At 38.4% G+C, this 26,197-nt stretch carries 30 protein-coding genes and 2 tRNA genes; 5 read left to right on the top strand and 27 right to left on the bottom strand.

Annotation, left to right across the window (positions count from 1 at the left end; translation table 11 throughout):
- Positions 1 to 10: 10 nt before the first annotated feature.
- The 6 genes from AC6CHS_RS00775 to AC6CHS_RS00750 form a co-directional block, all read right to left on the bottom strand.
- Positions 11 to 1,528, bottom strand: coding sequence for an ATPase (locus tag AC6CHS_RS00775; RefSeq protein ID WP_498233587.1), 1,518 nt, complete (start codon positions 1,526 to 1,528; stop codon positions 11 to 13).
- Between the two features lie 3 nt (positions 1,529 to 1,531).
- Complete coding sequence (locus AC6CHS_RS00770; RefSeq protein ID WP_498233586.1) at positions 1,532 to 1,717, bottom strand: hypothetical protein; 186 nt, start codon at positions 1,715 to 1,717, stop codon at positions 1,532 to 1,534.
- A gap of 182 nt (positions 1,718 to 1,899) precedes the next feature.
- Positions 1,900 to 2,139, bottom strand: coding sequence for a hypothetical protein (locus AC6CHS_RS00765; protein WP_498233585.1), 240 nt, complete (start codon positions 2,137 to 2,139; stop codon positions 1,900 to 1,902).
- 14 nt (positions 2,140 to 2,153) lie between these two features.
- A complete protein-coding gene (locus AC6CHS_RS00760; RefSeq protein ID WP_498233584.1) occupies positions 2,154 to 2,363 on the bottom strand; it encodes a hypothetical protein in 210 nt (69 codons plus the stop codon).
- Positions 2,360 to 2,560, bottom strand: a complete 201-nt coding sequence (locus AC6CHS_RS00755; RefSeq protein ID WP_498233583.1) for a helix-turn-helix domain-containing protein — start codon at positions 2,558 to 2,560, stop codon at positions 2,360 to 2,362. Before AC6CHS_RS00755 ends, AC6CHS_RS00760 begins: the two co-directional genes overlap by 4 nt.
- A gap of 14 nt (positions 2,561 to 2,574) precedes the next feature.
- Positions 2,575 to 2,757 (bottom strand): helix-turn-helix domain-containing protein, encoded by a 183-nt coding sequence (locus AC6CHS_RS00750; protein WP_498233582.1) that lies wholly within the window; start codon positions 2,755 to 2,757, stop codon positions 2,575 to 2,577.
- A 337-nt stretch (positions 2,758 to 3,094) separates the two neighbouring features.
- Between AC6CHS_RS00750 and AC6CHS_RS00745 the strand changes: the two genes are divergently transcribed.
- The 3 genes from AC6CHS_RS00745 to AC6CHS_RS00735 all read left to right on the top strand — a co-directional run bounded on the left by AC6CHS_RS00745 (position 3,095) and on the right by AC6CHS_RS00735 (position 5,162).
- Positions 3,095 to 3,520, top strand: coding sequence for a helix-turn-helix domain-containing protein (locus tag AC6CHS_RS00745; RefSeq protein ID WP_498233581.1), 426 nt, complete (start codon positions 3,095 to 3,097; stop codon positions 3,518 to 3,520).
- A gap of 93 nt (positions 3,521 to 3,613) precedes the next feature.
- Positions 3,614 to 3,955, top strand: a complete 342-nt coding sequence (locus tag AC6CHS_RS00740) for an ImmA/IrrE family metallo-endopeptidase (RefSeq protein WP_498233580.1) — start codon at positions 3,614 to 3,616, stop codon at positions 3,953 to 3,955.
- Between the two features lie 37 nt (positions 3,956 to 3,992).
- Positions 3,993 to 5,162, top strand: a complete 1,170-nt coding sequence (locus AC6CHS_RS00735) for a tyrosine-type recombinase/integrase (protein ID WP_498233579.1) — start codon at positions 3,993 to 3,995, stop codon at positions 5,160 to 5,162.
- 94 nt (positions 5,163 to 5,256) lie between these two features.
- Here the strand turns inward: AC6CHS_RS00735 and AC6CHS_RS00730 are convergent.
- The 8 genes from AC6CHS_RS00730 to AC6CHS_RS00695 all read right to left on the bottom strand — a co-directional run bounded on the left by AC6CHS_RS00730 (position 5,257) and on the right by AC6CHS_RS00695 (position 10,342).
- Positions 5,257 to 5,330 (bottom strand) — tRNA-Arg (locus AC6CHS_RS00730).
- 9 nt (positions 5,331 to 5,339) lie between these two features.
- Positions 5,340 to 5,413, bottom strand: a tRNA-Gly gene (locus AC6CHS_RS00725).
- A gap of 334 nt (positions 5,414 to 5,747) precedes the next feature.
- On the bottom strand, positions 5,748 to 6,257 hold the full coding sequence (locus AC6CHS_RS00720; protein ID WP_498233578.1) for a metallophosphoesterase: 510 nt from the start codon (positions 6,255 to 6,257) through the stop codon (positions 5,748 to 5,750).
- A 61-nt stretch (positions 6,258 to 6,318) separates the two neighbouring features.
- On the bottom strand, positions 6,319 to 6,927 hold the full coding sequence (locus AC6CHS_RS00715; protein WP_498234525.1) for an XTP/dITP diphosphatase: 609 nt from the start codon (positions 6,925 to 6,927) through the stop codon (positions 6,319 to 6,321).
- Between the two features lie 13 nt (positions 6,928 to 6,940).
- Positions 6,941 to 7,690: a ribonuclease PH gene (rph, locus tag AC6CHS_RS00710; protein ID WP_498233577.1), complete on the bottom strand. Its 750-nt coding sequence runs from the start codon at positions 7,688 to 7,690 to the stop codon at positions 6,941 to 6,943.
- Between the two features lie 145 nt (positions 7,691 to 7,835).
- Positions 7,836 to 8,903 (bottom strand): GerMN domain-containing protein, encoded by a 1,068-nt coding sequence (locus AC6CHS_RS00705; protein ID WP_498233576.1) that lies wholly within the window; start codon positions 8,901 to 8,903, stop codon positions 7,836 to 7,838.
- Between the two features lie 190 nt (positions 8,904 to 9,093).
- Positions 9,094 to 9,915: a glutamate racemase gene (gene racE, locus AC6CHS_RS00700; RefSeq protein ID WP_498233575.1), complete on the bottom strand. Its 822-nt coding sequence runs from the start codon at positions 9,913 to 9,915 to the stop codon at positions 9,094 to 9,096.
- Between the two features lie 22 nt (positions 9,916 to 9,937).
- Positions 9,938 to 10,342: a MarR family winged helix-turn-helix transcriptional regulator gene (locus AC6CHS_RS00695; protein ID WP_390620588.1), complete on the bottom strand. Its 405-nt coding sequence runs from the start codon at positions 10,340 to 10,342 to the stop codon at positions 9,938 to 9,940.
- A 358-nt stretch (positions 10,343 to 10,700) separates the two neighbouring features.
- Here AC6CHS_RS00695 and AC6CHS_RS00690 point away from each other — a divergent pair, with 358 nt between their 5' ends.
- Positions 10,701 to 10,925, top strand: a complete 225-nt coding sequence (locus AC6CHS_RS00690) for a helix-turn-helix domain-containing protein (RefSeq protein WP_498233574.1) — start codon at positions 10,701 to 10,703, stop codon at positions 10,923 to 10,925.
- 115 nt (positions 10,926 to 11,040) lie between these two features.
- Here the strand turns inward: AC6CHS_RS00690 and AC6CHS_RS00685 are convergent, their stop codons facing one another.
- The 4 genes from AC6CHS_RS00685 to AC6CHS_RS00670 all read right to left on the bottom strand — a co-directional run bounded on the left by AC6CHS_RS00685 (position 11,041) and on the right by AC6CHS_RS00670 (position 14,753).
- A complete protein-coding gene (locus tag AC6CHS_RS00685; RefSeq protein WP_498233573.1) occupies positions 11,041 to 11,484 on the bottom strand; it encodes an acyl-CoA thioesterase in 444 nt (147 codons plus the stop codon).
- An 89-nt stretch (positions 11,485 to 11,573) separates the two neighbouring features.
- Complete coding sequence (gene sdhB, locus AC6CHS_RS00680) at positions 11,574 to 12,338, bottom strand: succinate dehydrogenase iron-sulfur subunit (RefSeq protein ID WP_498233572.1); 765 nt, start codon at positions 12,336 to 12,338, stop codon at positions 11,574 to 11,576.
- Positions 12,338 to 14,104 (bottom strand): succinate dehydrogenase flavoprotein subunit, encoded by a 1,767-nt coding sequence (gene sdhA, locus AC6CHS_RS00675; protein WP_498233571.1) that lies wholly within the window; start codon positions 14,102 to 14,104, stop codon positions 12,338 to 12,340. The genes sdhB and sdhA overlap by 1 nt, the downstream gene beginning before the upstream one ends.
- A gap of 28 nt (positions 14,105 to 14,132) precedes the next feature.
- A complete protein-coding gene (locus AC6CHS_RS00670; RefSeq protein WP_106897089.1) occupies positions 14,133 to 14,753 on the bottom strand; it encodes a succinate dehydrogenase cytochrome b558 subunit in 621 nt (206 codons plus the stop codon).
- Between the two features lie 316 nt (positions 14,754 to 15,069).
- On the opposite strand from AC6CHS_RS00670, the gene AC6CHS_RS00665 reads away from it, so the two are divergent.
- Positions 15,070 to 15,507: a DUF2507 domain-containing protein gene (locus AC6CHS_RS00665; protein ID WP_498233570.1), complete on the top strand. Its 438-nt coding sequence runs from the start codon at positions 15,070 to 15,072 to the stop codon at positions 15,505 to 15,507.
- A 79-nt stretch (positions 15,508 to 15,586) separates the two neighbouring features.
- Here the strand turns inward: AC6CHS_RS00665 and uvrC are convergent, their stop codons facing one another.
- The 9 genes from uvrC to AC6CHS_RS00620 form a co-directional block, all read right to left on the bottom strand.
- Positions 15,587 to 17,377 (bottom strand): excinuclease ABC subunit UvrC, encoded by a 1,791-nt coding sequence (gene uvrC / locus AC6CHS_RS00660; protein ID WP_498233569.1) that lies wholly within the window; start codon positions 17,375 to 17,377, stop codon positions 15,587 to 15,589.
- Between the two features lie 87 nt (positions 17,378 to 17,464).
- Positions 17,465 to 17,779, bottom strand: a complete 315-nt coding sequence (gene trxA, locus AC6CHS_RS00655) for a thioredoxin (protein WP_036572212.1) — start codon at positions 17,777 to 17,779, stop codon at positions 17,465 to 17,467.
- A 427-nt stretch (positions 17,780 to 18,206) separates the two neighbouring features.
- Entirely contained in the window at positions 18,207 to 19,181 is a 975-nt protein-coding gene (locus AC6CHS_RS00650) for an electron transfer flavoprotein subunit alpha/FixB family protein (RefSeq protein WP_498233568.1), read from the bottom strand.
- Between the two features lie 29 nt (positions 19,182 to 19,210).
- Entirely contained in the window at positions 19,211 to 19,984 is a 774-nt protein-coding gene (locus tag AC6CHS_RS00645) for an electron transfer flavoprotein subunit beta/FixA family protein (RefSeq protein ID WP_498233567.1), read from the bottom strand.
- Between the two features lie 27 nt (positions 19,985 to 20,011).
- Complete coding sequence (locus AC6CHS_RS00640; RefSeq protein WP_498233566.1) at positions 20,012 to 20,785, bottom strand: enoyl-CoA hydratase; 774 nt, start codon at positions 20,783 to 20,785, stop codon at positions 20,012 to 20,014.
- Between the two features lie 16 nt (positions 20,786 to 20,801).
- Positions 20,802 to 21,386: a fatty acid metabolism transcriptional regulator FadR gene (gene fadR, locus AC6CHS_RS00635; RefSeq protein WP_498233565.1), complete on the bottom strand. Its 585-nt coding sequence runs from the start codon at positions 21,384 to 21,386 to the stop codon at positions 20,802 to 20,804.
- Positions 21,387 to 21,518: 132 nt separating this feature from the next.
- Complete coding sequence (locus AC6CHS_RS00630; RefSeq protein WP_498233564.1) at positions 21,519 to 23,228, bottom strand: long-chain-fatty-acid--CoA ligase; 1,710 nt, start codon at positions 23,226 to 23,228, stop codon at positions 21,519 to 21,521.
- A gap of 174 nt (positions 23,229 to 23,402) precedes the next feature.
- Positions 23,403 to 23,810: a DUF350 domain-containing protein gene (locus AC6CHS_RS00625; RefSeq protein ID WP_036572201.1), complete on the bottom strand. Its 408-nt coding sequence runs from the start codon at positions 23,808 to 23,810 to the stop codon at positions 23,403 to 23,405.
- Between the two features lie 21 nt (positions 23,811 to 23,831).
- Entirely contained in the window at positions 23,832 to 26,177 is a 2,346-nt protein-coding gene (locus tag AC6CHS_RS00620) for an endonuclease MutS2 (protein ID WP_498233563.1), read from the bottom strand.
- Positions 26,178 to 26,197: the final 20 nt, after the last annotated feature.

Genomic DNA, 26,197 nt, shown 5'->3' with positions numbered 1-26,197 from the left:
TTACCGTGTTTCATACTTCTACACCCTCAATTTTCAATTCCTTACCAGCTACCACTTGGCTAATGATTAACTGGCCTGAAGGCTCCTTAAACCTTGTAATGGATTCAGCGTTATCAACAAATGTCGGAGCAACCAATTCGCTTTGTTCGGATAGCACTTCTCTAAGTTCTAAACCTGCTCTGATTCCTTCCGATAAAGAAAGCTTACGATAGCCCCTGCCGTCCATTTCAATCTCAAAGTCTGGCTTAATGTCACCGTTCTTCTGCTCTTTAAATAGATTGATAGATAAAGTTTCAAATAAGGCTTGTACCTTTTCAGCCTGCAGTTCTGCTTCTTTGGCATAGAAGGCTTTAATGCTATCAATAATAAAGATGGACTCATTGAGCGAATTGAGCGTATCTTTTTCGGCTGTTTGAGCTTCTTCCAACTGTTCTTTAAGTGATTCGATCTGTTTATGCTTGCTGATCTCCTGTTGGATTGGATAACGTTTGTCTTCCAAATCGCGAACCTGGTTAATCTGTTCCGTAACGTCAATGTATTCCAGGTCTTTTATCTGGTCCCGTAACTTATTACGCTTTGCAACTAAATCTGCATGTTGCTGTTTATATTCTTGCTCGCGTTTTTCTTTATCCTTCTCAACCATTTCAACAGCTTCTTCATCCAATGGGCGTTTACAGGTACGACATGTATCTTCTATTACTTCATCCCGTAACTTCGGCCAACGCTCTTTAGACATGGCAACTTGATCCGTAAGAGCATTTACTTGTGATTGCAGATTATTAAATTCTCGGTTCTTATCACCTGCAGAGTCCGTTACCTTTTCAATTTCTTTAATCTCTTTTAATAGCTGACTATCTTCAACTTGGAGAGATTCTAAAGGAACGGTTGGAGCATTATTCTCATATTGTTCCTTAAGCGTCTTGGTGCGACTCTGTGCTGCTATATACTTTTTACCTAGCTTGGTCTTATTCTCACGATATATTTTCTCTAGGTCAGCCAAAGAGTGCTTCTTAACCAATTTACTTAGTGTGTCGGCTTGTGCTCTGGGCAACTCCTTAAACACTTCTTTATTTGCCGGAGCTGATACATACTTTAAAAGCATTGGTCTTTGCTCCTTAGTTGGGTGGAGCGTAAAAAAGTAATTTGGATTATACAGTGATAAGAAAAGATCTTTATCAAATAGTTTATCCAGTAACTCGTTATAATCCGTTGCTTTGCTTGGAACCTCGTTAATGTAGTAAGTTGCCTTACCTTTCTTTAGAGATCGTCCTAGCAAAGTTTCCATCCCATCAACGCTTAGCAATAGTGAAACCAATGCCTCTTCTGCATCGTAATTACTAGGAAATGGGTCGAATTTGGTAGACCCCATTAAGTCTGTACCGTATAATAACCATGTAATAGCTTCTCCGATGGAGCTTTTACCTTTTGTATTGTCACCAGTGATTACCGTGCGCTCGCCAAAGTTTACGGTTAGTTCCTGGTGACTTTTAAAGTTTTGTAGAGTAAGAGATTTAAATTTTATATCCATTCATTAAGACTCCTTTTGATAAATGATTAATGCATCTGCTGCCATTTCCTCTTCATTAGCACTTGCGCTAAATTTTATATCAATGACCTCAACATCTGCATTTTCTTCTAGCCACTTGTTTATTACTCCATCAATGACTCCGCCAGCTATTTGTTTAGTAGCAATGCTACCCGCAACGCCTATTTCCAATTAACTCACCCCCTTCAAATGATTAATGCCAGGAACAATCCGACTGCCGTTGCTCCGATTAAGCTTGATCGTTTCATAGATTCTCACCACCTTTCAGTAAGTAACAGCTAAACTCCATAACCAGATAACAACTAATGCGAACAACGCATTGTAGAACCAATCGGAATCTGTTATTTTCTTCATCAGAACCAATGCCTTTGAGCGTATTCTGCAGAAGCAATTTGTTCGCTCTTTTTCTTCTTCTCATGAAGTGCAAAGAGCTCAATAAATGAGTGTTCTATTTGAAATACTGCATTCTTCTTTAAGTCTTGATTTGCAGTTTCTGCAGCTTTTAATCCATCAAGACCTGCACTCATTAGATTTTCAATATGATCTAATACCTTAGGCATGTCCTCCATCTTGTAATGATCTAGTAAAGCCATTTAGTTTCCCTCCCTTATATATCCCTGGCATAGCTTATTTCTCGATAAAGCTTCATAACTTCTGGATTGTGATATGCATAAGCAGTTGAGTAACGCATTGGAATGTTATAGCATTCTTCCATATCTGACATAAGGTTTGTTAAGCGTGTAGTCCGAACTGGTTCCTTGCCTTTTTTTATTTCCTCGAAACGATCACGGAACCTTTCTAGTTCTTCATGTGTCATTTGGTTTCACTCCTTTCAGGATCCAGCCAGTTTTCAATTTTATTTAAATCAAATATAATTTTGGATCCTACTCTCTTATGAGGGATCTTGTCCTCTTTAACCAAACGGTAAATAAATGATTTAGATAGTTTGTTACCAGTTTGATCAAGGTAATTAACTAACCCCTTAACATCAGTGCGCTTTCCAATTTGATTCATTTCTCACACCTTCCTTAGACACCTAAAATCTTCTTAATGTGTTTTATATGCTCTTGGGCTTTAGGGCCAGTTCTTTTTCCGTTTAAAATATCCGAGAGATAAGCCCCTGATATTCCAAGTAATTTAGCTAGTTCACTGTGTTTCATCTTCCTTTTATAAAGTTCAGAACGCACATGAATACTTAAATCTTCTGGCATAATCAATTCTCCTTTTATTTAGTTATACCGTCGTTGGCTCGGTATCACAGCGCACAGTTTAATAAATTAGCTAATATTTTAGCGAAAGTAATTGACCCAAATTAGCGCGTATGCTATTATAAATGCATAGCTAAATAAGACTATAAAAAGCCTGTAATATCACATTTTTCAGCTCCCCAGCGTTTAAAATGTATTTAGATAGGTCATATTTTTTATTGTCTTTTTCGCTAATAAAATAGCTTACCTAGAGTATATTAGCATTTGCGCTATTTGTCAACTTGTTATTAGCGTAAATATTATATGTATTTTTTTGTAAGCCTTCGAAAGGTTGATATACGTGGGTTTAGTAGAAAAAATTAAAATGTTATGTGATGAAAAAAAAGTTACTTTTGCAGAAGTAGAAAGGAAAACAGGTATATCTAATGGTCAAATACGCCGTTGGGATAATTCATCTCCCAAAATTGATAATGTTCGCAAAGTAGCCGATTATTTTGATGTGTCTACAGATTACCTTCTTGGTCGTACTGATACAAAAAGATATTACGATTTAACTGAAAGAGATGAAAAGAATATACAAAAAGAACTTGAAGAGATGATTAATAATTTGAGTAGTACGTCGGGTTACGCTGCATTTGACGGTAATTCTATAGATGAATTGGATGAGGAAGATAAGGAACTTTTAATTGCTTCATTAGAGAACACCTTGCGCTTGTCTAAACGGTTAGCCAAGAAGAAATTTACCCCTAAAAAATATAGAGATTAAGGTGGTTTGTTTAGTTTGGAGTCTGTTACAACAAAGGTTAATAACTTGATATCGAAATATGGCACTAATAATCCTTTTGAATTGGTAGATCTAATGGGTTTCGAAATACTATATGAAAACTTAGGAAAGATTTTTGGTTACTATAGCAAAGTATGTCGTATACCAGTAATCCATATTAATAACTCTTTAAGCGATCAACTAAGACATTTCACCTGTGCGCATGAACTTGGACATGCAATTTTACACCCTGACGCAAATACTTCTTTTTTAAAAACGAATACGTATTTCGCAACTGATCGAATTGAAGTTGAAGCAAATACGTTTGCGGTAGAGCTTTTATTTCACCAGGGAGGTGATCAAAGTATAAGTATTCAAGAAGCTGTAAAAGATTACGGCATACCTAAGCAATTTCTGCTTAAAAATTTTTACCCATAAAACAGAACAAACATTCCCATTCTTAGGAGGTAGTATTATGGCAAGCTATAGAGAAATATCGAAAGGTAAGTATAAATTAACTGTAGAACTAGGCTATGTGGGAGGAAAAAGAAAGAAGAAAAATAAAACGGTCTCTGCTAAAAACAAAACTGAAGCAAGTAAAATGCTAACCCTATTTGAAGCAGATGTTTTATCTAAACAGTTACTAGATGAAACCAAGTTATCTGTAGAAGGGTTTTACAATCAATGGCTTGATAAGTTTGCAAAAGACCATTACGGCATTCGCACACTTCAAGAAACCAAGAATATCTTTGAAAAAAGGCTGATACCTGAATTTGGTCCAATGAAAATAAAGGACGTAAAGAAGATCCATATTGTTAATTATTTTGATGATTTAAAGAAGAATGGGAAACGTTTGGATGGTAAGGAAGGTAAATTATCGACTTCAAGTATAAAGAACGTCTACAAGGCTTTAAATGCCTTATTTAAAGTGGCGGAGGAATGGGAACTTATTGAAAGTAATCCTTGTGAAAAAATCAAATTACCGAAAGTAGTTCATAAAAAGTCGGATGTATATTCATTAGAAGAATCAAAACAGTTATTCTCTAGCCTTGAGAAAGAAGAAATTACATGGCAGTTAATTGTACAAGCAGCTGCAGTACTTGGTGCTCGTGAAGGTGAAATAGCAGCATTGGAAGGGAGGCACCTTGATGTAGCTAATAACGCTATTACAATAGAACAAGCTTTAGTTAATATTACTGGTGAAGGGATAAAACTAAAGTCCACAAAAACAGACCGTACCCGCAAGGTTTCTGTACCACAGGAATTAATAAAAGCCCTAAAAAAACTACGGGCAATAAAATACGAGCATCAAATGGAAGTAGGAGAAGACCTTTGGAAATGGCCGGGTCATTTATTCTTATTTTCAAATGAATATGGCCAACCTTTACGTCCTGATTCTATTAGTCAAAGATGGATACGTTTTTTAAATAAAGAAGGAAACAAAGAGTTAAAGAAAATCAGATTTCATGATCTAAGGCACACTTCAGCTACCCTCTTAATTAATCAGGGTGTACATGCAAAAATTATCCAAGAGAGACTAGGACACTCTAAAATAAGCACCACCATGGATACTTATGGACACGTATTACAAGAAGCAGAACAAAGTGCAGCCACTCATTTTGAAACATTATTTAAGAAGTCATAAAAATGGTATCCTATCGGTATCTTTTCAAGCAAATTAAATCCTCTAATAAAATAAAAAAACCTCACAACGCTTGTGGTTGTAAGGCTTCATTTGACGTCCCAGGCAGGATTCGAACCTGCGACCCACAGCTTAGAAGGCTGTTGCTCTATCCTGCTGAGCTACTGGGACAAGTATGTATGGAGCGGGTGAAGGGAATCGAACCCTCATCATCAGCTTGGAAGGCTGAGGTTTTACCACTAAACTACACCCGCATATAATATGCAATTGGGTTGTTATTATAACACGTTTTATAAATGGATCTTTACTGCCTCTACATCTTCTAGAATACTCACAGAGGATTCATGCTTCGAGGCAACTCGACGTTTACTCGGTAGATGCCTTACTCGTCACTAAACTACACCCGCATTGGATAAGTATGTATGAATAATTGTCCCTCATAGAGCAGTTTGTTTTGTTCATTACTTTTTTAACGGACAAGAAATATTATATTCATAAATCGTGAAAATGTCAACACTTTATTAAAAAAAGATGAAAACCTGACAGGCATTGGTGAAAAAATAGCCTGGCAGGCCTCTCTTTCATCGTTTATATGGAAGCATGATAAGCTAAATCTTTTACCTCTTTGCCATCCAATGTGTAAAAATTGACGTCAATTTCTCCTGGAGTTTTCCACTCCATGATAGCATAAGTCTTTTCCATTCTTCCTCTTGGCTGGCGAATACTTCCAGGATTGATAAATAACTGGTCATTCACCTGCTGCGCTCCTGCCACATGCGTATGGCCAAAACAAATAATCTTTGCACCTAATTCCTCAGCACGATACCCAGCTGTTAACAAATTTTGTTTTACATTATGCAAGTGTCCATGCACAGCAAGGATTTTAACTTTAGCAATTTCCATTGTCTGTTCTTCTGGATATCTTGTGTCCAGGTCACAATTTCCTGCTACTTTAAAGAAACCTTCCATTTCTTCAGAATCAAGATCCAGTTCAGAATCTCCACAGTGAATCATATATTCTAAATTATGCTCTTTTTTAATTTGAAGTAATTCATCTGTTAACCCATGACTATCACTTATTACAAGAACCTTGGTCATTTATCATCACCCCAACTATGTATAATCTCACATCGGCAACATGAATAGAGGGAACCACTTCCTATGCTTTTCTTTCTTTATACCCTTTTATCCATTCATCAAACTGCTGAATAGCTTTCGTTCTATGACTAATACGATTCTTTTCTTCGGCAGTTAATTCTGCCATCGTCTTCTCTTGATCGCTTGGTATAAAAATGGGGTCATAGCCAAAACCGTTTGTTCCGCTTTTTTCTACTGCAATATGCCCCTCACAATATCCAGTTCGAAAGATTGTTTTCTCCCCAGGTATAGATAGCGCAATAACACAAACAAATTGGGCGGTGCGCTCCAACTTCGGTACTCCTTGCAGCTTGTTTAATACTTTGTCCATGTTGGCATTGTCGTTTTTATCGGCACCAGCATATCTGGCTGAATATACACCTGGTTCACCATTCAAAGCGTTAATTACTAATCCTGAATCATCCGCAAGTACAGGTATTCCCAACTTTAAAGAAATTTCTTCGGCTTTTAGTGCTGCATTTTCTTCGAAGGTAACACCAGTTTCTTCAACATCTGGTAAGTCTTCCTTAAGATCAAGCATAGATAATGCCTCGATATGATAACGGGAAAAGAATTGCTTAAATTCAGCAGCTTTTCCCGCATTTCTAGTCGCTATGAGAACTTGTTCCATTACAATCACTCCGTTATTCTTTTGTTTCACCAATTCGTTCAGCTAAGTCACCAATTGTTTCACGTTGAATTTCAAAGATCTGTTCTATTCCCTCTCCAGCTAACTTAAGCATTGTCTGTAATTGATTAGCTGTAAAGGTAGCTTCCTCACCTGTACCCTGTATTTCTACAAATTCTTGCTGTCCAGTCATAACGATGTTCATGTCAACATTCGCTTGAGAATCTTCTTCATAATTTAAATCTAATATTTCCATGCCATCTGGTAAAACACCCACCGATACGGCACCAAGAAATTGTGTAACAGGCATCTTTTTGATTTTCTTTGCTTCTAATAGTTTGCCGAATGCCAAGACGACTGCAACAAATGCACCTGTAATAGAAGCTGTACGTGTACCACCATCCGCTTGAATAACGTCACAATCTACCCAGACGGTGCGCTCTCCTATACTGTCCAAGTCCACAACCGAACGCAAAGCTCTGCCAATTAAACGTTGAATCTCCATTGTTCTTCCACTAACTTTCCCTTTAGATGATTCACGAATATTTCGTTGCTCTGTAGCCCTCGGTAGCATAGCATACTCAGCAGTAATCCATCCCTTTCCCTGACCACGAAGAAATGGTGGAACTCTGTCTTCAATACTTGCATTGCATATTACTTTTGTATTGCCTACCTCAATTAACACAGAGCCTTCTGGATGTGTAATATAGTTCGCTGTAATATTTACAGACCGTAAACTATTTATTTTTCTTTCATCGTTTCTCATGAATGTCTCCTCCTTGTTTCAACCAATAGCTTAACATATTTTGCGCGAAATCAACACGTTAATACATTATAAGAAAAGGGTATTTTAAACCCCGAATCTAAAGATTAAAAAATAAAAAAGAGGCTATATTGCTTAGCCCCTTCGCTTAAAGCTTTTCAGTTGGTGTAAATTGTTGTTTCGTAACAGGCTCCTCGTATGTTTCGCCGTTTTCATTGACCAGTTGCTCGACATTCTCCACTTTTACATCAACTGCTTCAATACCTTCCTGCTCAGTCAATGTCCTTACTATGGTCTCCATCACATCGTCTGCGATAACACCTTCCCCATCTTTCAGTAAGATATCTTCACTAAATGTTAGGTTCAGTACACCATCACTAAGTGTTGGTTCTCCTGTCAGGAGAGTAGTAGAATTAAAAACGTGCTGCACGTTCGTATTAAAACCAGGTCCCTCGAGTAGTGATTGTACAATGGAAGCATAAATGTCTTCATCATTTGCCTCTACATACTGTGTTACTGGCACGTAGTAGCGATTCTCATCATGCTCTGTAGGGTAATACATCGTGACAGCTTTACTATTAATTAAATCAGTGGTGTCTGTTTCTGTAACATTAATTCCGTTTGCCCTAGAATAACCTTCACCGATCGGGGTACCATTGACTGGCATTTCTTTTACCGCATGTCCATTAATTTGCAGCTGAACGGTATTAACATTATCGAATTGGGTCAGTGTATGTGTTATTGATTCAAGTATTTGTAATTCCTCTTTTGCATCATAGTCTTGAAACTCCTCTGAGAAATCGACCACTATCGTTCCGTCTTCCTGAAGATTCACTCCAAGAATTTCTGTCCCCTCTGGAAGCACAGCCCGGAATCCATTTGGCAACATGGAAGTGACTGGTCCACCTTTAACTAAGTGTTCCAATACTTGAGAAGCTACCTCTTTTGATTCTGGATTAGGCAATTCTATAGTCTGTGCCGCTACCATGCCATTTGCATCCACTAAGTAAAGTTCTCTTGGTACAGTCTCATTTACGCTTGTTTCTTCACCGTCCCCTGCCACACTTTCATTATCTCCCCCGTCTTCTAGATTATCAACGGGTGATGCGTTTTGTGGTGGATCCATATCCTCCAGCGATTCCTCTCCCTGAAAACAACCTGATAATAATATGGCCATTGTAATACTTCCTGTTAATAATATCCCGCGCTTATACATGTCTTTCCCCCCTAGGATGGTTTGTACTACTATGTATACGAGCCTCCCGTGAAAATAGACCAAAACAAGATAAAAATAAGTGAGAAAGAAATCAGCGCGATTTATTAATATGTTGAAAATGATTGTGTGGACGTTTTTTCCAAGTAAGTCCATTCTTTCTAATACATAAAAAACCCAGTAACCTATAAGATTAGGTTTTCTGGGTTTGGCCAAGTTGTGCTTTTTTTATGGTAACCATCTGTAAATATGGATCTTTAAATATACTTTTAGCAATCTCAATAAAGATTTCCAACTCACCTGTTGTATAAAACTCGTGAACTGGTATGACATCACCTGTATTAATAATCTTATGCACATCTAGAATAGTACTCGTTTCTCTGGCTGTTTCTTCACTCGATGAGATAACTGTCACCTGTTCTCCCATTACATTTTGAATAGTAGGTTTAAGCAAAGGATAGTGCGTACAACCAAGTATCAGTGTATCCATCTCTCCTACCATTAGCGGAGATAATGATGACTCTACAACTTCTTGAGCCTTTTTCCCGGTTAAAATTCCCTGTTCTACCATTGGTACAAATAATGGGCAGGCCAGAGCATTTACTTTAATGCTTGAATGGATGCTTTCAAGTGCCTTTGTATATGCCTCACTACGAATTGTTCCTTCTGTTCCAATAACGCCAATATTATTATTTCTCGTAAACTTGATAGCAGCCCTTGCACCAGGTTGAATAACACCGATAACCGGAATATCTAATTTCTCTTGAAGCTCCTGCAATGTAAACGCCGTTGCAGTATTACACGCCACCACGAGCATTTTAATGTTTTTCTCCAGCAAAAAATCTACTAACTCCCAAGTGAATTTTTTCACTTCTTCTTCCGATCTAGGACCATATGGGCATCTAGCTGTGTCTCCAAGATAGATTAATTTTTCTTTCGGCAGCTGCCTCATCAGTTCATATGCTACCGTGAGTCCGCCTACCCCAGAGTCGATGACCCCAATTGCCTGCTCCACAAAAATCCCCTCTACTTTTCTATTATTTTTTATCTACTTGTATCATTTCTTCATGTAAAAAATCGAGTAGCTCACTTAATTGCTCTGTTTGTTCAAGGGAAAATTTATCAAGCACTTCACCAAGATATTCCTGCCTCTTTTGAATTACTTCTTCAATTATGGATTCTCCCTTTTCTAACACATGAATCCGGACTACCCTTCTGTCCTTAGAATCACGCACGCGTTCTACCAACTCGTTTCTTTCCATACGATCCACCAAGTCAGTCGTTGTACTAAATGCCAAACTAATTTTATTTGATAATTCACCTATTGTTAAATCGCCTTCTTCAAGCAACCATTGCAATGCAACAAACTGCGGGGAGGTGATAGGATAATTATTTAAAATCTTACGTCCATTTTGTTTTATAATACCTGATATATAGCGCATACGTTTTTCTATTTTGTTTATTGTGATCGTAGATGCATCGGTTTTCAAAAATGTAACCCCCTAATGATCTTTCATTGCTCTTAAAGTTAACCACTATCATGTAAACAGGATTTCAACCTATAATATTCAGTAAACAGTCAAAATGTTTCAATTTTAAACTAGTCCTATTCTACTGTTCCCATTATAGCCACAATCGTTATAAAAATAAATGATTAACCTATTATACCAAAATTTCATCTGTTTCACATTGAAGTTATTGTAATTGTACGCACCGTTTTCTCATTCCCTTCATACTTTATAGAGACTAAATAATTTCCCTTCAATTTGCAGCTCTATAAGAGCAAGGAGGGGTTAACATTTGAAGGACAACGATTTTAAACCGAAGCAACTACTGACAAAGCGAGAGAAGGAAGTATTCGAATTGTTAGTACAGGATAAAACAACAAAAGACATTGCTCAGGAGCTTTTCATATCAGAGAAAACTGTCCGCAATCACATTTCAAATGCTATGCAAAAGTTAGGAGTCAAGGGGCGATCACAAGCTGTTGTAGAGCTCCTTCGTATGGGGGAATTAAAGCTCTAGATTAAAAAAACCGACTTTCAACAGGAAGTCGGTTTTGTTTGTATATTGAGTAATACTAACTTCAGTCCATACGAAGCTTAATCACCTGTGAGGTTGTCTATAGTTTTGTTTTAATCTATGTTGCTAGCAATTCTTTTTTTATTTCTTCACTTATTGGCAAAGGTCTTCCAGTCTTAGGGTGAACATAAACAAGTCTTCCTCTTCCAGTCAAAGCAACTTCCCCATCAACGACCCCCATATAGTGAATATCAATCGACGTATTGCCAACATGATTCGCTTTTACATACATGGTTAAGTTTTCATTGAAATACATTTGTTGCAGGTAGTCGCACTGTAAATCAGCGACCACTGGTATACCAGCATCTTCTTCAGACTTGGTATTGAATAAGCCAACCGATTTTAAAAATTCAATTCTTGCTTGTTCGAAATAAATAAAAGGAGAGACATTATTAACATGTCCAAACATGTCCGTCTCGGAAAATCGAATTTTTATAGGCGTGGAAAAAGAAAAAGAACTTCTCCACTCCTCTAGATTTTCAATATATGATATCGTTTTCATTATTTAGTCCTCCAATTGTTCCCTAAAAAATAGTGTAGCACAAAGCCCCCTTGTTACCCATCGAGGCAAAAGGGGGCTTTTACTACCACTTAATGTGCGTGATCACTACCAAAGAAATTTTTAAATGCTTGAATGTTTGTAGCACGGTTCATTGCTGCAATAGATGTAGTCAAAGGTATTCCTTTTGGACATACTTGCACACAGTTTTGTGAGTTACCACATCCATCAATTCCGCCTTCATCCATTAAACCATTTAATCTTTCACTTGCATTCATTTCACCAGTTGGGTGAGCATTGAAAAGACGTGCTTGTGATAATGCTGCAGGTCCAATGAAATTAGACTTATCATTCACATTAGGACATGCTTCTAGACAAACACCGCATGTCATACATTTTGAAAGCTCATAAGCCCATTGACGTTTCTTTTCAGGCATACGAGGTCCCGGCCCTAAATCATGTGTTCCATCAATTGGAATCCAAGCTTTTACTTGTTTTAATGCATCAAACATTCGTTCACGATCAACAATTAGATCTCTTACAACAGGGAATGTAGACATTGGCTCAAGACGAATTGGCTGCTCTAATTTATCTACTAAGGCCGCACAAGATTGTCTAGCTGTTCCGTTAATTACCATGGAACAAGCTCCACAAACCTCTTCTAAACAGTTCATATCCCAGTATACAGGAGCGGTTTTATCACCATTCGCGTTTACCGGGTTTTGCCGTATTTCCATTAAGCCAGAGATAACATTCATGTTTTTTCGATAAGGAACATGAAATGTTTCTTCATAAGGAGCAGATTCAGGACTGTCCTGTCTGGTAATAATAAACGTAACGGTTTGTTGTTCAGCCATCATTTCTTACTCCCTTCACTTTTTTTTGTATAATCGCGCTTACGTGGTTTGATTAGAGACGTATCTACAGGTTCGTATGTAAATACAGGTTCTTCTGTCTCTTGGTTAAATGCGGCAACGGTTGTTTTCAACCAATCTTCATCATTACGATCAGGGAACTCTGGTTTGTAATGCGCACCGCGACTTTCATTACGATTATATGCACCGATTGTAATAACGCGAGCTAGGTGAAGCATGTTTTTCAACTGACGGGTGAACATTACACCTTGATTGCTCCATCTGGAAGTGTCATTAATGTTAATATTTTCCCAACGCTCCAACAACTCTTGTATTTTCTTATCGGTTTTTAATAGTTTCTCATTATCTCGAACAACTGTTACATTATCAGTCATCCATTCGCCTAGCTCTTTATGAATTTGATAGGCATTTTCTGTACCTTTCATATTCATTAATGCTTCGAACTTCTCACGTTCTTCTTTTTCAGTTCTCTCGAATAACTCTGGAGAGATGTCATCTACATGTTTATCCAGTCCGTCGATGTATTTTATAGCATTAGGACCAGCTACCGAACCGCCATAAATAGCGGATAGCAACGAGTTAGCACCTAAACGGTTCCCTCCATGCTGGGAATAGTCACATTCTCCAGCAGCAAAAATCCCAGGGATATTTGTCATTTGATCATAATCAACCCATAGGCCACCCATTGAGTAATGAACAGCAGGGAAAATTTTCATTGGAACTTTTCTAGGATCTTCACCTACAAATTTTTCATAGATTTCGATAATCCCACCAAGTTTTACATCCAGTTCCTTTGGATCTTTATGAGAAAGATCTAAATAAACCATATTCTCCCCATTGATTCCAAGCTTCTGATTTACACACACGTCAAAAATTTCACGTGTAGCAATATCACGAGGTACAAGGTTTCCGTAAGCAGGGTATTTTTCTTCAAGGAAGTACCATGGTTCCCCATCCTTATAAGTCCAAACGCGCCCACCCTCTCCACGAGCTGACTCACTCATAAGACGCAGCTTGTCATCCCCTGGTATTGCAGTTGGATGTATTTGGATAAATTCACCGTTTGCATATTTTGCACCTTGTTGATAAAGCACACTTGCAGCAGAGCCGGTATTAATAATTGAATTGGTAGATTTACCAAAAATAATTCCTGGACCACCGGTCGCAATAATTGTTGCATCCGAAGGGAAAGATTTAATTTCGTGTGTCTTAATATCCTGTGCTACAATTCCTCTACCTGTTCCTTCGTCATCTATAATGGCGCCAACAAATTCCCAGCTTTCAAATTTATTAACAAGTCCTTCAACTTCATAGCGACGAACTTGTTCATCCAATGCATATAGCAACTGCTGTCCTGTTGTTGCCCCAGCGTACGCTGTTCTATGATGCTGGGTTCCACCGAAACGGCGAAAATCAAGTAGCCCTTCTGGTGTCCGGTTAAACATAACACCCATTCGATCCAACATATGGATAATACTTGGAGCTGCATCACACATTGCTTTTACAGGAGGTTGATTCGCTAGGAAGTCTCCACCGTAAACTGTATCATCAAAGTGAATATCTGGAGAATCCCCTTCCCCTTTCGTATTAACCGCACCGTTAATACCACCTTGTGCACAAACAGAGTGAGAACGTTTAACAGGTACAATAGAGAATAAATCTACATTCACACCCGCTTCAGCTGCTTTGATTGTTGCCATCAGGCCGGCAAGTCCGCCGCCAACAACAGCAATTTTGCGATTACTCATAATGAACACTCACTCCTCTTTCTATAAATTAAACGCCGTAAGCAAATTGAATTAATGTTCTTACACCTAAATAGCTTATCGCTAAAAAGATTAGCAATGTTGCATATGTAGCGATTTTTTGAGATTTTGGTGACTGTGTGAAGCCCCATGTTACAAGGAAACTCCATAAACCATTTGCAAAATGGAAAGTAGTAGAAATGACACCAATAATATAGAACCAGAACATAAATGGATTAGTTAAAATATTTTCCATTAGGCTATAATCAAGATCTACATTACCCATCCCAAGCTGTATCCGTGTTTCCCATACATGCCAGGCAATAAATACGAGTGTTACAATGCCTGTGAATCGTTGTACGTAGAACATCCAATTTCGGAAATAATTGTATCTTTTCATGTTATTTCGCGCGACAAATACAATATAAACCCCTAGAATTGCATGAAACAGAATTGGCAGATAAATGACTACGGTTTCAAGCAATAGCCTAAATGGTAGTCCATGCATAAAACCAGCTGCCTTATTAAAACTTTCTTCACCATACACAGCAAAATGATTCACCACTAAGTGCTGAACCAGAAAGAGCCCAATTGGTATTACGCCTAATAGTGAGTGTAATCTCCTGTAAAAAAACTCACGATGCTCTGCCATGTGTTACCCCCCCTTAGTTTCAAAGTTTACGATTTTCATAACTAGTAACATCAACAAATAGTATCGGTTTTTGTGTTGTTTCCTTACTATTTGCATAATGTACAATTTGCGACATATTTATTGTACTTCTAACTAGAAAAAGCGTCAAGAAAACGTTACCGTAATCTTATAGAAAGTCTTCCGAAAAAAAAAGAAATTTATAAGAAGAACTTCCAACGGTACACTTGCTAATTTCGTTAATTATATAGATAATAAGACTAGCAATTTACTTCTTCATACATAAGAAGCAGGCTACCTATTGGAAAGGATGACATTCATGTCAAAGGAACAAGATACACTTGATAATTCTTTATTAACTAACCTTCAAAGCACTGGTGCTGGATACGATATTCTTCGATACATTGGTTTACCTGAATTATTTGGTAATGAATCCGATACATTGCTTTATTTTATGGGACGAAATCTTGCTAGAAAGTTTGCTCTTGAATCCATGGAAGATATTTATGATATTGTGGAGAAATTAGGATGGGGAAAATTGGAGCTTGTAAAAGAAAAGAAAAAAGAGCTAGTCTTTCAGTTGATGGCCGATAGTGTGGCACAACGACTACAAGCCCCATTAAATACTGATTTTCGACTTGAAGCTGGATTTCTCGCAGAAGCTGTAGAACGACTAGTAGGACACGAATGTGAGTGTACCGAGGATATACATCGAAAAATTCACCAAGTTCAATTCAATATTATGTATGCGAAATAAATTTATTAAGCAGTTCTATATGGAAAAGCCACGAAGTATAAATACTTCGTGGCTTTTCTATTCACGGACTAATAAAATGTTATTCGCTATCCTTATTTTCTCTCGTTAAATGCGCTAAAATATCTTCAGCAGTGGTTATTGGGATACCTAATTTCGTGATATCGGTAACAGTTGCTTTCTTAATTTCCTTCACTGATTTAAAGTGAGTAAGAAGTAATTTTCTCCTTTTTTCCCCAATCCCTGGTATCTTATCAAGCTCTGACTGGAACAAGTTTTTGCCCCTTAACTGTCTGTGGAATGTAATAGCAAAACGATGGACCTCTTCCTGTATTCGTTGGACGAGATAAAACTCCTGCGACTGACGTTTTAACGGAATTACTGTTGGTGGGAAACCGTACAATAATTCACTCGTTTTATGGCGGTCATCTTTCGCTAATCCGCATAACGGAATATCAAGCCCCAATTCGTTTACCAAAACATCTAACGCCGCACTCATTTGTCCTTTCCCACCATCGACTATAATCATATCTGGCAATGGTAATCCATCCTTAAGTACCCTTGAGTATCTACGGCGGACAACTTCACGCATGGTATCATAGTCATCTGGTCCTTCTACGTCTTTAATCTTATACTTTCTATATTCCTTTTTATTTGGTTTTCCGTCTATAAAGACAACCATAGCAGAAACAGGGTCCGTTCCCTGAATATTTGAATTATCAAAGGCTTCAATACGATGTGGTGTCTCAATATTAAGCGTTTCACCCAACTGTTCAACCGCCACAATGGTCCGCTCCTCATCTCTCTCTATAATAGAGAATTTCTCCTTCAACGCGATTTCCGCATTTTTGGTCGCCAATTCCACCAATTCTTTTTTACGGCCTCTATATGGTGTATGGACATCTACTTCCAATAATTCCTTCACCAAATCATTATCAACACCAATTGGAACAAGAATCTGCTTCGGCTTTGGATGGTGCTGGTGTATATAAAACCTTCCGACATAGCTGAGAAATGTATCCGTTGCATCATCAAAGAAAGGAAACACTGCAACATCACGCTCAATTAGCTTCCCCTGCCTAATGAAAAACACTTGAACACACATCCAGCCTTTGTCATAGCTGTAACCAAAGATGTCACGATCGGCATTGTCATTAAGCGTCATTTTCTGTTGTTCCATTACTATTTCTATATGCTCGATTTGATCACGGAGCTCCATCGCACGTTCAAAGTTCAGTTGCTCACTAGCCAGCAACATTTTTTGCTTAAGATCAGCTTTAATCTTTTTATATCCTCCATGTAAAAAGGAAGAGATACTCTGAACAATTGAAAAATATTCCTTTTTAGAGGGGGGATTTTCACTACATGCTTTACACTGCCCCAAGTGATAGTATAAACAGACCCTCCCTGGTGGGTTATTGCATTTTCTTAATGGATACAAGCGATCTAGAAGTTTCTTCGTTTCTCTTGCTGCAATAACATTCGGGTATGGGCCAAAATACTTCCCCTTATCTTTTTTAACTTTACGGGTTATTAATAATCGAGGATGTCTCTCAGACGTAATTTTTAGGTAAGGGTAGGATTTATCATCTTTGAGCATGACATTAAACTTGGGATCATATTTTTTAATTAAATTCATTTCCAATATTAGAGCTTCTATCTCCGAAGTTGTTACAATGTATTCAAAATCTATAATTTCCTGCACAAGCCGCTGTGTCTTCCTGTCATTAGCACCAGTAAAATAAGATCGAACACGATTCCGTAAAAGCTTTGATTTTCCAACATAAATAACGGTACCATGTTTATCCTTCATTAAATAACAGCCCGGTTGCAATGGCAGGACAGCAAGTTTCTCTTTAATCATCTGATTCATGTTATCCATTCCTTTTATCACTTAGAAAATCCCTTGTTACATAGGCAACAAGGGATTTTAATTTACTTTCTATTCACTATACCATTATTACGCGTGCTTGTTAATAAGATCTACAAGCGCTTCTTTAGGTTGGAAACCGATAACTTGATCTACTACGTTACCATCTTTAAACAATAGTAGTGTAGGGATACTCATAACACCATATTTACCAGCAGTTTCCTGGTTTTCATCTACATCAAGTTTAACGATCTGTACTTTATCTTCCATTTCGCCATCGATTTCTTCGAGTACTGGTGCAATCATTTTACAAGGTCCACACCAAGGCGCCCAAAAATCAGCTAATACTAGTCCTTCAGCAGTTTCTTTAGCGAAGTTTTGATCTGTTACGTTCGTAATTGCCATTCTAATTCCTCCTTAAGTGAAGCTTTAAATCATACACCGAGTATACCATCGTTATTATTTCCTTGCGAATACTTTGCTTATACATAAGAAAAGCGCAGAGCCCCCGCTTAGAAACGTAGCGGCTGGAGCGCTTCAACTGAGATAAAGGAATCACGGTGAGTTTGCGAACCGATGATGACTTTCACCTTCCAGGTATAAGTGCGACTAGGCCTCTGGTTGTCACTAATCGGCAAGTCTTCTTTATCGTAGGGCGATTCGCGAAGTCGCCTAGTTTCTGGGGCTCGGAGCTAGACATAAGAAAAGCGCAGAGCCCCTGCTAACTTGGAACGCCGACTAAGGACGACCCATCCTAGGTCAACGCCGGCATGACCCGGTCCCCCGGGCCACGTAGTAATTGGATAGAAAATAGAAAAAGCAATAGCTTTTTCTATTGCTTCATTTTTTTAATTTCTTCAATTAACAGTGGAAGGATTTCAAATAAATCCCCTACAATTCCATAGTCTGCTACATTAAAAATGTTTGCTTCAGGGTCCTTGTTAATGGCAACAATAACCTTAGAGTTGGACATTCCGGCAAGATGCTGAATTGCTCCAGAAATCCCTACAGCAATATACAAGTCTGGGGTAACAACCTTCCCAGTCTGGCCGATTTGCAGAGAATAGTCGCAGTACTCTGCATCACAAGCTCCACGCGAGGCCCCGACTGCACCACCAAGCACTTCTGCCAATTCATACAATGGCTTGAACCCTTCTTCACTTTTGACACCTCTACCACCCGCGACAATTACATTCGCTTCAGAAAGATCTACTCCTTCTGCTGCTTTTCGAATAACATCTTTAATTACAGTTCGAATACCTGCAACATCTATATCTTTTGTGATTACTTCACCTTTCCGGCTATCATCTCGTTCCAGTGCTGGTACGTTGTTTGGTCTTATCGTAAAGAATGTTAACCCACTTGTTACTGTCTTCTTTTCAAATGCTTTTCCAGAATATATTGGTCGTGTGAAAACTGGTGTATCCCCATCTAGTTCTAAATCCACCACATCTGAAACAAGACCACTCTCTAATTTACTTGCAAGCTTTGGTGTAAGATCCTTCCCAACCGAGGTGTGTCCCATAACAATACCAGAAGGCGCTTCTTCTTTAATTACGGATAGGATGGCCTGCCCATAACCTTCTGACGTATACGCTTTCAAATTATCGTGCTTTATTGTGATTACTTTATCGGCACCAAAATAGATCATTTCCTCAGCTTGACTTCCTTGATCTGTATCACCGCATATTATGCCAACAACTTCACCTTCGGGCTGAATCTTCTTAGCTGCTGCAATTGCTTCATAGGTCACATTTCGTAATGTACCTTCCCTTGCTTCACCAATAACTAAAAATTTATCACTCATTACGTCTTCCCCTTTCTGACTGAACGGTTTTATAGCACTTTTGCATCGTTTTTAAGTAAAGATACTAGCTCCTGAACCTGATCACCAATTTCCCCTTCAAGAACTCTTCCAGCTTCTTTTTCCGGTGGCAGAAAAATCTCAACTGTTCTCGTTTTCGCTTCAAGTTCATCTTCATCAAGGTCTAAATCATCTAATTCCAGCTCTTCAAGAGGTTTCTTTTTCGCTTTCATAATGCCTGGAAGAGATGGATACCTTGGTTCATTTAAACCTTGTTGGCATGTCACCAATAAAGGCAGTGTTGATTCTACGACTTCGACGTCACCTTCTACATCTTTTTCTAGGGAAACTGTGTCATTATCAATCTTTAAGCTGGTAATCGTTGTAATATAAGGCATACCCAACAATTCAGCTAATCTCGGTCCGACCTGTCCACTCGCTTCATCAATCGCAACATTACCTGCAAGGATTAAGTCGACTTGTTTATCTTTAAAATACGCTTCGAGGATACGTGAAGTAGTATATTGATCTCCATCTTCTAAATCTTCCTCCGTATTAATTAAGACTGCTTTATCCGCTCCCATCGCCAACGCTGTTCGAAGCTGTTTCTCGGATTCTTCATCTCCTACTGTTACTACTGTAACCTCTCCTCCATGCTCATCCCGCTGGTTAATTGCTTCTTCGACCGCATACTCATCATATGGATTAATGATAAATTCAGCGCCGTCATCTTCAATTTTTCCTGATGATATATTTATTTTTTCCTCAGTATCAAACGTTCTTTTTAACAGTACATATATATCCAATTTTGTTCCTCCTCAAGTAAAAGTGGATTACTTATCTATAAAGTTTGGTTTGCGTTTTTCCAAGAATGCCTGGATACCTTCTTTAGCATCCTGGGAACCAAAAACTTCTTTAAAAGCATTTGCTTCAGCCTCCAATCCTCTGTCAAAGAGGTCCGTTTTCGCATAAGGCACTAAATTCATAATATGCTGAATGGAAGGTCTACTTTTTTCTGCTATTTTTTTTGCAAGTTTACTAGTTTCAGTAAACAATTCATCCTCTTCCACGACCCTATTGGCAAGCCCAAAGTGATATGCTTCCTCCCCAGATATAGGTTCACCAGATAAGATCATTTCATATGCTTTGGCATTCCCTACATGCTGCGGTAAGCGCTGGGTTCCCGCAAAACCTGGAATGATACCAAGAGTAAGCTCAGGCAGTCCAAGCTTAGCAGTTTTTGTTACAATTCGAATATGGCATGCCATTGCCAGTTCCAATCCTCCCCCAAGCGCTGCTCCATGAATCGCTGCGATAACTGGTATTGGAAAATGTTCAATCTTGTTAAAAAGCTGTTGTCCTTTTTGTGCTAGTGATTTAGAATCTGAAGAATCTTGAAAAGAAGTAAACTCTTTTATATCAGCCCCTGCTGAGAAAAACCTTCCGTCTCCTTTTAACACAATTGCTTTCACACCCTTATCAGCTTCCACTTTTTTTAGTTTTTCTTCCAATTCAAGTAGAAGTGTGCTAGAGAGTGCATTAGCAGGTGGACTTTGAATAGTTAGATAAGCTACCCCGTCCTTTACATCATAAGCTAAAATAGACATCTTTCTCCCCCCTTTGTTATTTTACAGTTAGGCCATTTGTAAGTAATTGATGAACGTCTCCTGCCTGATCTACTAAGTTGTATTTTCTTTCCTTCATTACCCAGTTGGTCACTGTTTCATCCAATGTACCAAATATCATTTGTCTTACAAGTGGTAGAATTAATTCCTTTCGAAAAAGCCCATCCTGCATTCCTTCTTTAATTATACTGTCGATCAAGGTCAAATAGGGCTTTAAAACTTGGTTAATTTTCACCCTCAATTCAGGATTAGACTGGCGCAGTTCTAGCTGCGTTACTACAGCCAAATGTTGGTTGCTTGCCAATTGCTGAAAATGCATTTCAATTAGTGCTAAAAGCTTTTTATTCGCATCTTCTTTTTGCTCAATGGACTTTTCGGTTTGTTCTATGAACTGTCCCATCTTCTCTTCAAAAACCGAGACTAAAATATCCTCCTTGTTTTTAAAATATAGATAGATGGTGCCATCTGCAACTCCTGCCTTTTTGGCAATTTTTGAAACCTGTGAGGCATGATAACCATTTTCAGCTATTACTTCCACTGCTGCCTCAATAATTTGCTTATACTTTGGTTTTCGTTTATTCATCTTAATCTCCTAATCTAAACAAAAAATAATCAAATGAATGAATCATCATTCATATTTTATTTTACGATCAAAGATGATATCTGTCAACCGATATAAGTTGTCCAAACTTTTTCCAACAAGAGCCGTATGGGCTCATGCTTTTTGAATGTTTTCCGCTTCTTCCTCTTTCCGTTTTTCTTTTTCTTCGTTTACTAAGCTGCGTCTTAGTATTTTCCCGACTGCTGTTTTTGGTAGCTCTTTCCTAAATTCATAAATTTTTGGTACTTTATATGCTGCCAAATGCTTTCTACAAAAACGATTTAATTCTTCCTCGTTTAAAGTTGATCCAGTCTTAAGTACGATGTAGGCCTTAACAGTTTCTCCTCGATAGGCGTCTGGTACTCCTGCGACTACCGCTTCTTGAATCCCCTCATGCTCGTAAAGCACTTCTTCCACTTCTCTAGGATAAATGTTATACCCGCCTGCAATAATCATATCTTTTTTACGATCAACTACATAGAAATACCCATCTTCATCCATGTACCCTAAGTCTCCAGTGAATAGCCACCCATCTTTCAATACTAAATCTGTTTCTTCCTGATTATTCCAGTAACCTTTCATTACTTGCGGTCCGTTTACTACAATTTCACCTATTTCACCTATTTCAGCTTCCTCATCCGTCTCCATTACCACGACTTTACATTCTGTGTCAGGCCAAGGTACTCCAATACTTCCATTAATCCTCTTTTCCCAAACAAAGTTCGCATGGGTTACAGGAGAAGTTTCTGTTAGTCCATACCCTTCCACCAATTTACCACCAGTTATTTTTTCAAATTGCTCCTGTATTTCGATAGGAAGTGGAGCGGATCCACTGATGCAGGCTTCAATAGAGGATAAATCATAGTTAGATAGATCAGGATGGTTTAGCAGGCCAATATAGATGGTTGGCGCTCCCGGGAAGAGTGTGGGCTTTTGCTTATCAATTGTTTTCAAAACTTCCTTTGCATCAAATTTAGGCAGTAATACCATTTTGGAACCTACCATAATAGAATTGTTCATGACGGTTGTCATTCCGTACACATGAAAGAAAGGCAGAACTCCGAGAACAATATCCTCTTCACCTTTAGTATTGTATAACCAAGCATCACACATTTGAACATTAGAAACTAAGTTATAATGTGTCAGCATAACGCCTTTGGGATATCCTGTTGTGCCACCCGTATACTGTAGTAATGCAAGGTCCACCATTGGATCAATATCCACTTTCTGGTAAGAAGTTTCCGATGCAGAAATTGCTTTTCCCCAGCTATGGGTTATCTCTGATTCTTCTACTTTCACAACCATTTTATATTGTCTCTTTTGAACAAAAGGATAAACCATATTCTTGGGAAATGGTAGGTAATCCTTGATGCCTGTGACAATTGAATGCTTGATGTTTGTCTTAGGAATAACGTTGGTAACGGTAGGAAGGAGAATATCCAAGCAAATAATAAAGCTTGCCTCTGAATCTTTTAACTGGTACTCCAATTCTCTTTCTTTATAAAGGGGGTTAGTCTGTACAACAACGGCCCCAGCCATAAGTGTAGCATAATATCCAATTACCGCTTGGGGACAATTTGGTAGCATAATGGCGACTTTATCGCCTTTTTTCAGCCCCTTCTTCTGCATAAAGAATGCCAGTTTTTTTGCTTCCTCGTACAAAGCCTCAAAACTTATCTCCTTCCCCATAAAATAAAGCGCTTTCTTTTTTGCGAATCGGGAAGCACTTTCTTCAAGAAATGCGTGCAAGGGCTTCCTGTCATACGTAATACTGGTAGGTATCTCAGAGGGGTAATGCTTTAACCATCTTTTACTCTGCCCCATTCTATATCTCCTCCTTTATTACTATACTATTTTTTATTATAACGGTAAATTTCAATTTTTGAAAATTTTATGTAACTTTTATTTAAATAAATACACGATGCCAACTATCATAAAAATAACCGCTACAACTGTTAATATTTTTGCCAACCTGTCAAGTATCATAAAAACGCTCCCCTATTCTATGCTAACGCCAATAACAAATGCCAATCCAATGGATATCATCATGGAAATTAAACCAACTGCTTTGTTTCCTTTTCCAATTTCTTCATCAACTTTTATCGTTGGGGTGAGAAATTCAAAAATAAAATACCCAAACAATAATAACAAAAAGCCAAATGCTCCCCAGCCAATACTTTGAAGCACCGTATCATTATGCTCAATGGAAAAGCGAAAAATGGTAGCTATTCCAAATATTTTCCCTCCGGTTGCCATTGCTACTGCTAAATTTCCCTTTTTAATCTCTTCCCAATTTCTATAAGATGTTACTGTTTCAAATATGGCTAGGAATACAAGTGTGGCTAATATAACCACACTGTATCTAGCAGCCGTTACAACAATAACATTTTCCCAAAATGTACTCACAGCGCTTCCTCCTATTTGTCACTAACGCAATTCTATAACGGTAACTCCACTACCGCCTTCTCCCGCTTCTCCAGGTCTCTGCCCCGCAATTCTCGGATGCTTCTTGACGAACTCTTTTACACCATTGCGCAAGGCACCTGTTCCTTTACCATGTATGATTGATACCTTCCCGTATCCGGCAAGTAAGCTGTCATCAATATACTTTTCTAGTTTTAAAAGAGCATCCTCAAACCTTTCGCCACGTAGATCAAGTTCTGTACTAACATGATAATTAGATCCACGTATGGTAGTGAGGGGTTTTTCATAGGTTTGCTTTTGCTTTCCTAATGGCTGGAGATCCTCACGCTTCATTTTGACTTTCATTATACCGACTTGTACGAGGAATTCCTTATCACTAACCTTTTCTACAATCGTACCCTTCTGATTAAGTTTCAGAAGTTTCACTTCATCACCAGCTTTGATCTCTTTCTTGGACTGTGCTGGCGCAGAAGGCTGTTGTTCTTTTTTCTTTTGTTGTAGCTTAGGCTGTGCATCTTCTAGCATCTTTTTCGCTTCGATCCACTCATGTTCCTTTAACTTCGTCTCTGTCTTCATTTTACGTATTTCATCGACAATTAGCTCGGCTTCCTCGCGGGCTTTTGCTAATGCTTTCTCTGCCTTTTCCTCAGCTTTCTTATAAAGAGCTTCTCGTTTTTGTTCAAATTGGTTCCAGGCATTTCTTATGTCTTGATGTAATTCTTCACTTGCTATAAGCGTTCGATGTGCTTCTTCGTATTCTCTTTCAGCAGAAAGCTGTGAATCTTCGAGTGAGGCAATCATGTTTTCAACACTTTTTGTATCAACACCGATTAACCCTTTAGCCTGGTCGATCACTTGATTATCCAACCCCAGCCTTTTAGAGATTTCAAAAGCATTACTGCGACCAGGAACGCCAATTAATAGACGATAAGTTGGTCGTAGGGTCTGCACATTAAATTCTACTGAAGCATTTACGACATTTTCTCTGTTATAACCATAGGCCTTTAATTCAGGGTAATGAGTGGTTGCAATTACTCTGGCCCCTCTACTTATCACATCATCTAAGATGGACATCGCAAGTGCTGCTCCCTCTTGTGGATCAGTACCTGCTCCGAGTTCATCGAATAAGACAAGTGTCTTATCATCGACTTTTTTCAAAATATCTACGATGTTAGTCATATGAGATGAGAAGGTGCTAAGATTTTGCTCAATCGATTGTTCATCACCTATATCTGCAAATACGTGTTGGAATACAGCAAGCTCACACCCATCCAATGCGGGAACCTGTAAACCAGATTGTGCCATGAGTGTGCAGAGTCCGATCATCTTTAAGGTGACTGTTTTCCCACCTGTATTGGGTCCTGTTATGACAATAGAGGTATATGACTCTCCAATTTCTACATCATTCGGGACCACTTCCTCTTTAGGAATGAGTGGATGTCTAGCTTGTTGCATTTTAATTATTCCGTTACCATTCATTTTTGGCATCGAAGCCTTCATTTGTTTACCCAGTTTTGCTCTAGCAAACATAACATCGATATCTGATAATACCTCAATATTGATTAGTAATGGGGCTTCCTCTAATGCAATCTGTTCGGTGATTTCCTGAAGAATTCTTTCAATCTCTTGCTTTTCTTTTACCGATGCCTCTTGGAGCTGGTTATTAAGGTCAACGATTGCTTTAGGTTCCATAAACAATGTCTGACCTGAGGATGATTGATCATGTACAATGCCACCTATCGCTCCTCTGTACTCTTGCTTTACAGGCAGTACATAGCGATCATTACGAATGGTAATAATGGCGTCCGAAAGCATATTGCTATTAGTTCGTGTATAATTTTCCAATCTATCCCGGACCCTGCTTTCATAGGTCCTTATAGAGGAACGAATACTGCGTAATTTCTGGGAAGCACTATCCATCACATAACCGTGATCATCAATACAGCTTTTTATTAGTTGCTCAAGTTCTCTTAATGGTGTGATCTGCTCCACAAGCTCTTCTAAGATAGGGTACGTTTCTTCCAACTTGCCAACAAAATCTTTAACTTGCCTTCCACCATAAATGGTATTTGCCACATCTAAACATTCGTCAGTCCCTAAACTACCTCCGATTACCGAGCGTTTGATGCTTGCCCGTATGTCAGAAATACCACCAAGAGGCATTTCTGTATTTAAACGCACAATTTGGGAAGCTTCATCCGTCTCTTTCTGGCGCTGTATGACTTCTTCCATGTCCACAGATGGCTTTGTTTGAACCGCAAGACGTTTACCTAAAGACGTTGCTGCATGGTCTTTTAATTGATCTATTATTTTATCGAATTCCATTACCCGAAGGATTCGCTCATTCATAAAAGTGTTACTCCTTTTTT

It is taken from the genome of Oceanobacillus sp. GQ8, assembly GCF_059758495.1.
This window is presented reverse-complemented; position numbering and strand designations above follow the sequence as displayed.